The organism is Agromyces mediolanus (genome assembly GCF_014648575.1).
GTDB lineage: Bacteria > Actinomycetota > Actinomycetes > Actinomycetales > Microbacteriaceae > Agromyces > Agromyces mediolanus.
In genome coordinates, this window is the sequence record NZ_BMRJ01000001.1 from 1,009,938 (window position 1) to 1,018,440 (window position 8,503).

Consider the following 8,503-nt stretch of genomic DNA (forward strand, 5'->3'; position numbering starts at 1 on the left):
ATGCCTCGCGGCATCCGGCCCCGTCGATCGGGTCGTGCGATCAGCCCTGGTGGGCGAGCGCCTTCGCCTTGAGCAGGTCGTACTCCTGCTGCGTGATGGTGCCCGAGTCGAGGAGCGCCTTCGCCTTCGCGATCTCGTCGGCGGGGCTCGCCGAGGTGCCGGCGGCCTGGCGGATGTACTCGGCCGTGGCCTGCTGCGCCTGCACGGCGTCCTTCTGCGCGCGCTCGGCCATGCCGCGGCCTCGGGCGATGAGGTAGATCAGCGCCGTCACGAACGGGAAGAAGAGCAGGAAGATGATCCAGAGCGCCTTCCACCAGCCGTTGAGCTTGTGGTCGCGGAACAGGTCGGTGATGATCGCGATGACCGCCCAGAGGTACGCGAAGAACGCGAAGATCCAGATGGTCCACCAGATGATGTCCCAGAAGCTCTGCCAGAAACTCATGAGTGAGCCCTTCCGATTCGAGGATCGCGACCGCTCGAGCGGCCGGAGGTCGCACTCGGGCTCGCATCGCGGCCTGAGCCGCGTTCCCCCCGGATGATGCTTCCGTCTGCACCATAGCGCGACACGGCGTGTCGTGTCAGTAGTCCTTCCTACGCGCTACGCTCGGCCGCAAGGGGGGATCGCATGGCGGATTGGGTCGCGTCGCTCGACATCGACGGCTGGAGTCTGCTCTTCGCCGCTCTCTCCCTCGTCGCCGGCTGGATCCTCTCCCGGCTCGCCCGACGGGGCCTCACCAAGCTGCTCGTGCGCCTGCCGTCGCTCGGCGAAGGAGTGAAGACCGCGATCGTCCGGGTCGTCGTCTACGCGATCATCCTGCTCGGCGTGGGGGTCGCGCTCGGCTTCCTCGGCGCCTCCGTGCAGCCCCTGCTCGCGATCGCCCTCATCGTCGGCGTCGTGCTGATCCTCGTGCTGCGCGGCATCGCCGACAACTTCGCCGCCGGCGTCGTGCTGCAGACCCGGCGGCCCATCGAGGTCGGCGACGTGCTCACGAGCGACGACATCGAGGGCGAGGTCGTCGAGCTCAACGGCCGCGCGGTGGTCGTGAAGACCTTCGACGGCCGACTCGTGCACCTGCCCAACGGCACCGTGCTGCAGCAGCCGCTCGTCAACGAGAGCGCGCACGGCGCCCGGCGCAGCGAGGTCGAGGTGCGCATCGGCGGGGCGGCCGACGGGATGCCGGAGGCCATCGCCGAGGCGGTGCGCGCCGTCGACGGGGTGCACCAGCGCGAGCACGTCGACGTGCTGAGCCGCAGCCGCTCGCCCGAGCGCCAGGTCTACCGGGTGCGCTTCTGGCACCACCCCAAGCACGGCACCACCGTCAGTTCCGCCGTCGTCGATGCGCTCGCCGAGGCGTTCGCCGGACGGGGCATCCCCGTGACCGTGACGAGCGATCCGCCCGCCGCACCGCTCACCCCGCCGTTCGAGATCTGATCGGCGCGATCGGAAGGAGCCGAGCATGCAGCTCACCCCCGCCCCCGAGGCGCCGGGCTCCCCCACGGTGCGACACCTCCTGCTGCTCTCGATCCCGGCGCTCGTCATCGGCGCCGCCTCCGCGCTCGTGCTCTGGCTCGTCGACCTCCTCGCCGAGCAGCTGCACGTCGTGCTGTGGGAGGCGCTGCCCGGGGTCTTCGGCGCCGACGCGGCGACGCCCTGGTGGATCCTCGTCGTGCTCACCGCGACCGGCGCGGCCGTGGGCCTCGTCGTGCAGTTCGCGCCCGGCCATGCCGGAGCCGACTCGGCGACCACCGAGCTCGACGCGCCGCCCATGCCGCTCCTCGTCGTGCCGAGCCTCCTCGTCGCGGTCGTGCTGAGCCTCGCGGGCGGGGTCAGCCTCGGACCCGAGAACCCGATCATCGCGATCAACACCGCCCTGGCCGTGGCCCTGCTCGCCCGGCTCTCGAAGGCGGTGCCGCAGCAGCTCGTCGTGCTGCTCGCGAGCGCGGCCACGATCGGCGCGCTGTTCGGCACCCCCGTCGCGGCGGCGCTCGTGCTGACCGGCACGGTCGCCGCGGTGAAGGCGGGCGGCGCGCTCTGGGACAAGCTCTTCCTGCCGCTCGCCGCGGCCGGTGCCGGCGCGATCACGATGCACCTGCTCGGCGGTTCTTCGATCTCGTTCACGGTGACGCCCATGGGCGAGGTCGAGCCGGTGTTCCTGCTCACCGGCCTGCTCGTCGCGGCGGTGTCGGCGCTCGCCGGCATCCTCGCGGCCTGGGCGCTGCCCCCGGTGCACCGCGCGTTCCACTCGCTACGGCATCCGCTGCTCTTCACGACCCTCGGCGGCCTGGTGCTCGGCCTGCTGGGCATGATCGGCGGGCCGATGACGCTGTTCAAGGGCCTCGAGCAGACCGGCGAGCTCATCGAGCACCCCGAGCGCTACGGGGCGGGCCAGCTCGCGCTCTTCGCCGGCATCAAGATCGTGGCGCTCGTGATCGCCGCGGCCGCCGGGTTCCGCGGCGGCCGCATCTTCCCCGCCGTGTTCATCGGCGTCGCGATCGGGCTGCTCGGCTACGCCCTGATCCCCGGCCTGCCGCTGTCGCTCGCGATCGCCTGCGGGGCGCTCGGCATCGTGCTCGCGGCCACCAAGGACGGCTGGATCGCGATCTTCGTCGGCGTCGCTCTAGTCGGGGACCCCCTCGTTCTGCCACTGTTGTGCGTGATCGTGCTGCCGGTCTGGCTGCTCGTGACGAAGGCGCCGGAGCTCGTGGTGCACCCGTCGGAGCGGCCCGGAGTCGTGACCCCGCCGGCGGCGTCGTGAGGGGGGATCACGTGCAACGACCGCTGGCCGGGCTGACGCGCCGCAACCTCGTCCGCGAGCTCGTCGCGGGCGTGACGCTCATCGCGATCGCCATCCCGCTGAACATCGGCTACGCCCAGATCGCGGGGCTGCCGGCGACGGCGGGGCTCTACGCGCTCATCGTGCCGACGGTCGTCTACGCGCTCACCGTCTCGAGTCGCCAGTTGATCGCCTCGCCGGATGCCGCGGCCGCCGCCCTCGTCGCGAGCTCCATCGGCGGGCTGGCGGTGGCCGGCAGCGACGACTACGCGACGCTCGCGCTCGCCCAGGCGGTGCTCTGCGGGATCATGTTCCTGCTGCTCGCGGTGTTCAAGCTCGGCTTCCTCGCGAACTTCCTCTCCAAGCCGATCCTCGTGGGCTTCGTCGGCGGCCTCGCCCTCGACATCCTGGTCAGCCAGATCGCGAAGATGCTCGGCGTGAAGATCGACTCGGGCGGCGAGTTCGTCGACAAGGTGGCCGGGCTCGTGACCGGTCTCGGCACGACGAACCTCATCTCGCTCGCGATCTCCGTGCTCTCGGTCGTCGTGCTGCTGGCCGGCAAGCGCTTCCTGCCCGCCGTGCCGTGGGCGCTCGTCGTGCTCGTCGTCGCGACCGTCGTGGTCGTGCTCGCGAGCCTCGACGACGCCGGCGTCTCGGTGCTCGGCGAGGTGCCCGCCGGCCCGCCCGCGCTGACCTGGCCGGTCATCGACTGGACGACGTGGCTCATGCTCATCCCCTCGGCGATCGCGCTCACGCTCGTGACGACGGCCGAGGGGCTGCTCGTCTCCCGCTCGTACGGCGAGAAGCGCGGCTACCCGACGAACCCGAACCGCGACCTCTTCGCCTTCGGCCTCGGCAACCTCGCGGCGGGCGCCTCGGGCAGCTTCGCCGTCGGCTCCTCGACCTCGCGCACGGCGGCGATGGACCAGGCGGGCTCACGCACGCAGCTGCCCTCGCTCGTGCTCGCGGTCGGCACCCTGCTGCTGCTCCTGTTCGGCACCGCGCTGCTCGCCGACATCCCGAGCCCGGCGATCGGCGCGATCGTCGGCGTCGCGATCCTGCCGCTGCTCGGCATCCGCGACTTCATCGGACTGTGGAAGGCCGATCGCTTCGAATTCGTGGTCGGCGCGGTCTGCTTCCTCGTGACGCTCTTCATCGGCTCCATCCCCGGCATCGTCGTCGCCTTCGTGCTCGCGCTCGTGAACCTCGCGAAGCGCGCGGCGAACCCCGCGATCGACGTGCTCGCCTCGAGCGGCGAACCCAGCGACTCCCTGCTCGACGAGGCGCCGAAGGGGCAGGTCACCGCATCCGGCGTCGTCGTGGTGCGGCTCGCGGCGCCGCTGTTCTTCGCGAACGGATCGGTGTTCAGCGACGCCGTCAAGCGCGCGGTCGAACGCGCCCGGGCCGCCGGCAACGGCCCGGTGCGGCACCTCGTCGTCGACATGGAGGCGGTCACCGACGTCGATGTGACCGGCGCGGAGAGCTTCGAGGCGCTGCTGGTCTGGCTCGAACGCGAGCGCATCGACCTCAGCTTCAGCCGGGTGCGGCCGGACGCGAAGGCACGGCTCGACCACCTCGGCCTGCTCGGCGACCGGGCGAGCTACGAGACCAACCGTGCGGCGCTCGCAGCGCTCGCCGGGGAGACGGTGCACGACACCACCGAGCACGGCGGCGCCTGAGCCGTCGTCATCGAGACCAGCAGAGGGACCGGGGGGACCAGATGGGAACGCAGCAGGAAGCGACGAGCATGAGCGAGCAGGAGCTCGCCGAGGCGATCGAGCGGGTGAGCACGCCCGACGGCCTCGACACGCCGTTCGGCAAGATCGAGCTGTTCGACGGCGTGCCGCGCGACGCGAGCGTCGCGACGCTCTACGACGGCCTCGACCTGATGCGGGCCGCGGAGGCGTTCCTGAACGCCGTGCCTGGCGCCTCGCTCGTCGCCCTGCGCCGCGGCCTGCGGGCGGCGGGCCTCACGAGCCCGGAGATCATCGGCATCACCGATCCGCGGGCGAACTCGGGCGGCCTGTACCTGACGCCGAACACCGAGACGACCTACGGCACCACCTTCCTCGACCTCCGGGCCTGGGGGCCGACCGTGATCGAGGCGCCGCCCGAGTCGCTCTGCGTCGTCGACGACTTCTGGTTCCGCTACGTGACCGACATGGGCATCCCCGGTCCCGATCACGGGGCCGGCGGCAAGTACCTCTTCCTGCCGCCCGGCTACGACGGGGAGCAGCCCGAGGGGTACTTCACCTTCGAGAGCCCGACGTACACGAACTGGGTCGTGCTTCGCGCGCTCGGTGGCGTGCCGGCGATGAAGCAGACCCGCATCTACCCGCTCTCCGAGGCCGACGCCCCGCGCGAGAACGTCTTCGTGAACATCGCCGACGCGAAGATCAACACGGTGCACTCCAACGACGCGGACTTCTTCCGCGAGATCGACGAGCTCGTGCAGGAGGAGCCGGTCGAGGCGCTCGACGTGGAACGCGCGGGCCAGCTCGCCGCCCTCGGCATCGTGCACGGGCAGCCCTTCGCCCCCGACGCGCACCGGCTCGACCTCCTCGACCGGGGCGCGAAGCTCGGCGCCGCGATCGCCCGCGCACTCGTCTACAAGCCGCGCGATCCGGCCGCCTTCTTCTGGGAGGGCGTCTCCTGGAAGAACGCCTTCATCGGCGGCAGCTCCGAGTTCCTGCGCAACGGCGCCCGGCTCCTCGACGCGCGCACCCAGTTCCACTACTTCGCGACCGTGATCACCCCGGCCATGGCGCACGCGCAGGTCGGCGCCGGATCGGCCTACGCCTATACCGCCGAGGACGGCGAGGGGCACGTGCTCGACGGCGGGGCGACGTACTCGCTGCGCGTGCCGGCGAACCCGCCCGCGAAGAACTTCTGGTCGATCGACCTCTACGACACCCAGACCCGCTCACTGCTGCAGGTGCCCTCGACGCCGTATCCGGCGCTCTCGAGCCTGGGCGGCACCGTGCAGGCGGAGGAGGACGGCAGCTACGTGCTCTGGTTCGGCCCGACGGCGCCCGAGGGGCGCGAGTCGAACTGGATCCAGACGGCGCCCGGCAAGAGCTGGTTCCCGATCCTCCGGCTCTACGGCCCGCTCGAGCCCTGGTTCGACGGCAGCTGGCGGCTGCCCGAGTTCGTGAAGGAGTCGCTCGCGTGAACGGGGTCATCGGCGGCATCCTGCCGCTCGCGCTGGGGATCGCGATCAGCCCGATCCCGATCATCGCGGCCATTCTCATGCTGCTCTCGCCGAAGGCGAAGGGCACGAGCGTCGGCTTCCTGCTCGGCTGGGTGCTCGGCATCGTCGTCGCGGTCGTCGTGTTCACCCTGCTCGGTTCGATCATCCCGGCCTCCGACCCCGACGCCTCGAAGCCGATCGCCGGCACCATCCAGATCGTGCTCGGCGTGCTGCTGCTCCTGCTCGCACTGAAGCAATGGCGCTCGCGGCCGAAGGGCGACGCCGAACCGCCGATGCCGAAGTGGATGGCGGCGATCGACCAGCTCACCGCGGTGAAGGGCGCCGGGCTCGGCTTCCTGCTCTCGGCGGTGAACCCGAAGAACCTGCTGATGGCGGTCGCGGCGGGCGTCGCGATCGGCACCGGCGGACTGAACGGCGGGGAGGCGACGCTCGCGATCGTGATCTTCACGGTCATCGCCGCCTGCTCGGTCGCGGTGCCGGTCATCGCCTACCTCATCGCCTCGGCGAAGATGGCGGGCCCGCTCGAGTCGCTGCGGCATTGGCTCGTGCACAACAACGCGACCGTCATGGCCGTGCTGCTGCTCGTCATCGGCGTCGTCCTGATCGGCAAGGGCATCGGGCAGTTCTGATGGCGGACGGCGGGCTCGCGCACGGCACGCGCGTGCTGCTCACCCTCGCGGCGGCGGTCGTCGTGTTCGCCGGGGTGTGGTTCGCCCGCGATGTGCTCGCGCCCGCCGCGGTCGCCGCGGTGGTCGTGATCATCGCGCACCCCGTGCGCTTTCCACTGGAACGCCGCGGCTGGCCGAGCTGGCTCGCGACGACCGCGGTGATCGTGGTCGCTTACCTGATCCTCGCGGCGCTCGCGGCGCTGCTCGTCGTCGCCTCGGCCCAGTTCGTCGCGATGCTGCCGGACTACGCCGACGAGCTGCAGCGCACCGCGACGGAGATCGCCGGCTGGCTCGAGTCGCTGGGGGCGACGGATGCCACGGCCTCCGCCGCGGCATCCGCCCTGCACCCCGAGACGCTCGTGCCGATCGCGGCCTCCATCGCCGACGCGGTGCTCGGCTTCGCGACGGCGTTCTTCTTCGTGCTGGCGTACGTGATCTTCATGGCGGCGGATGCCTCGGGCTTCCGCCGCGGCGGGGCGGCCTTCGGCGGCGGGCAGGGCGAGGGCATCGCGGGCCGCTACTTCACCGGCGTGCGGCGCTACTACGTCGTGAACGCGAGCTTCGGCGCCGTGGTCGCGGTGCTCGACGGGCTGCTGCTCTGGGCGCTCGGCGTGCCGGCGCCGGTCGTGTGGGCGATCCTCGCCTTCGTCACCAACTTCATCCCGAACATCGGCTTCGTGATCGGGGTGATCCCGCCCGCGGTGCTCGCGCTCGTCGTCGGCGGCTGGCCGCTCGCGCTCGTGGTGGTGCTCGCGTACAGCGTCATCAACGTGGTGCTGCAGGTGCTCGTGCAGCCGAAGTTCGTGAGCGACGCCGTGGGGCTCAGCCTCACGCTCACGTTCTTCTCGGTCGTGTTCTGGGCGCTCGTCATCGGGCCGATCGGGGCGATCCTCTGCATCCCGCTCACGCTGCTCGTGCGGGCGCTGCTCGTGGAACCCGATCCGGGGGCCGGCGTGCTGCGCCGGTTGTCAGGGGTTCCGCCGGAACGCGAGCGGGCCTAGGCTCGCGGACAAAGGGGGGATTCATGGCGGAATTCGAGTACGGCCCGGTCGAGATCGTGGTCGTGGCACTGCAGAACGAGCGGCCCTCGGCGGGCACGCTCGACGCGCTGGCGGAGCTCGTGGAGGCCGGGCAGATCCGGTTGCTCGACGCGCTGCTCGTCTCGCGCGACCAGGACGGCGGCATCGAGGCGATCGAGATCGAGGACCTCGGCGACGAGCTCGACGTCACGGCGCTCGAGCTGCCCGCGAGCGGGCTCGTCGGGCACGACGACGTCGCGGAGTTCGCCGAGACGATCGACCGCGGCACCTCGGCGGTGCTGCTCGCGGTCGAGCTCGTCTGGGCCAAGCGGCTCGCCTCGCGCTTCGCGGACGCGGGCGGCGTCGTGCTGGAGTCGGTGCGGATCCCCGCACCGGTCGTGAACCAGGTGCTCGCCGAGGCGAGCACCGAGGCGGAGTAGGAGGCGGCGATGCCGTTCATCAGGCGAGTCGGACGCCCGGGCCTCATCGGCCTCGCGGCGCGCACCGCGGTCGTCGCCGGCACCGCGACGGCGGTCTCCGGAGGGATGGCCCGGCGCCAGCAGGAGAAGGCGCAGGAGCAGTACGAGGCCGAGCAGTACCAGGCGGCCCAGCAGCAGGAGGCGATGCAGCAGGCGGCGGCGCAGGCCGCGGCGGCGCAGGCCCCCGCGGCCCAGGCCGCGGCCCCCGGGGGCGACCTCGTCGGCGAGCTGCAGAAGCTCGCGACGCTGCAGCAGCAGGGACTCATCACGCCCGAGGAGTTCGCGGCGGCCAAGGCCAAGCTCCTCGGCGCCTGACCGCGCCCTCACGTTGCGCTGAAACCGAGTTGCCCCC

At 71.6% G+C, this 8,503-nt stretch carries 9 protein-coding genes; 8 read left to right on the forward strand and 1 reads right to left on the reverse strand.

Translation table 11 applies throughout. The annotated features are described in order from the left end of the window. Positions 1-40 precede the first annotated feature (40 nt). Positions 41-442 carry an SHOCT domain-containing protein gene (locus IEY71_RS04810; RefSeq protein WP_189084125.1) on the reverse strand — a complete coding sequence of 134 codons (402 nt, stop codon included), beginning with the start codon at positions 440-442 and terminating at the stop codon, positions 41-43. 183 nt (positions 443-625) lie between these two features. Here IEY71_RS04810 and IEY71_RS04815 point away from each other — a divergent pair, with 183 nt between their 5' ends. The 8 genes from IEY71_RS04815 to IEY71_RS04850 all read left to right on the forward strand — a co-directional run bounded on the left by IEY71_RS04815 (position 626) and on the right by IEY71_RS04850 (position 8,466). After that, complete coding sequence (locus IEY71_RS04815; protein WP_189084126.1) at positions 626-1,432, forward strand: mechanosensitive ion channel family protein; 807 nt, start codon at positions 626-628, stop codon at positions 1,430-1,432. Positions 1,433-1,457: 25 nt separating this feature from the next. Then, complete coding sequence (locus IEY71_RS04820; protein WP_189084127.1) at positions 1,458-2,756, forward strand: ion channel protein; 1,299 nt, start codon at positions 1,458-1,460, stop codon at positions 2,754-2,756. Positions 2,757-2,767: 11 nt separating this feature from the next. Further along, positions 2,768-4,453 carry a SulP family inorganic anion transporter gene (locus IEY71_RS04825; RefSeq protein WP_189084128.1) on the forward strand — a complete coding sequence of 562 codons (1,686 nt, stop codon included), beginning with the start codon at positions 2,768-2,770 and terminating at the stop codon, positions 4,451-4,453. 68 nt (positions 4,454-4,521) lie between these two features. Continuing rightward, complete coding sequence (locus IEY71_RS04830; protein WP_189084129.1) at positions 4,522-5,946, forward strand: DUF1254 domain-containing protein; 1,425 nt, start codon at positions 4,522-4,524, stop codon at positions 5,944-5,946. Then, positions 5,943-6,614: a GAP family protein gene (locus IEY71_RS04835; RefSeq protein ID WP_189084130.1), complete on the forward strand. Its 672-nt coding sequence runs from the start codon at positions 5,943-5,945 to the stop codon at positions 6,612-6,614. The genes IEY71_RS04830 and IEY71_RS04835 overlap by 4 nt, the downstream gene beginning before the upstream one ends. After that, on the forward strand, positions 6,614-7,654 hold the full coding sequence (locus IEY71_RS04840) for an AI-2E family transporter (protein ID WP_189084131.1): 1,041 nt from the start codon (positions 6,614-6,616) through the stop codon (positions 7,652-7,654). Before IEY71_RS04835 ends, IEY71_RS04840 begins: the two co-directional genes overlap by 1 nt. Positions 7,655-7,677: 23 nt before the next feature. Continuing rightward, positions 7,678-8,112: a DUF6325 family protein gene (locus IEY71_RS04845; protein WP_189084132.1), complete on the forward strand. Its 435-nt coding sequence runs from the start codon at positions 7,678-7,680 to the stop codon at positions 8,110-8,112. Between the two features lie 9 nt (positions 8,113-8,121). Then, on the forward strand, positions 8,122-8,466 hold the full coding sequence (locus IEY71_RS04850; protein WP_189084133.1) for an SHOCT domain-containing protein: 345 nt from the start codon (positions 8,122-8,124) through the stop codon (positions 8,464-8,466). Positions 8,467-8,503: the final 37 nt, after the last annotated feature.

Coding starts and splice junctions, on each gene's coding strand:
- IEY71_RS04810 (WP_189084125.1), bottom strand. CDS start 442: ATGAGTTTCTGGCAGAGCTTCTGGGACATCATCTGGTGGACCATCTGG.
- IEY71_RS04815 (WP_189084126.1), top strand. CDS start 626: ATGGCGGATTGGGTCGCGTCGCTCGACATCGACGGCTGGAGTCTGCTC.
- IEY71_RS04820 (WP_189084127.1), top strand. CDS start 1,458: ATGCAGCTCACCCCCGCCCCCGAGGCGCCGGGCTCCCCCACGGTGCGA.
- IEY71_RS04830 (WP_189084129.1), top strand. CDS start 4,522: ATGAGCGAGCAGGAGCTCGCCGAGGCGATCGAGCGGGTGAGCACGCCC.
- IEY71_RS04840 (WP_189084131.1), top strand. CDS start 6,614: ATGGCGGACGGCGGGCTCGCGCACGGCACGCGCGTGCTGCTCACCCTC.
- IEY71_RS04845 (WP_189084132.1), top strand. CDS start 7,678: ATGGCGGAATTCGAGTACGGCCCGGTCGAGATCGTGGTCGTGGCACTG.
- IEY71_RS04850 (WP_189084133.1), top strand. CDS start 8,122: ATGCCGTTCATCAGGCGAGTCGGACGCCCGGGCCTCATCGGCCTCGCG.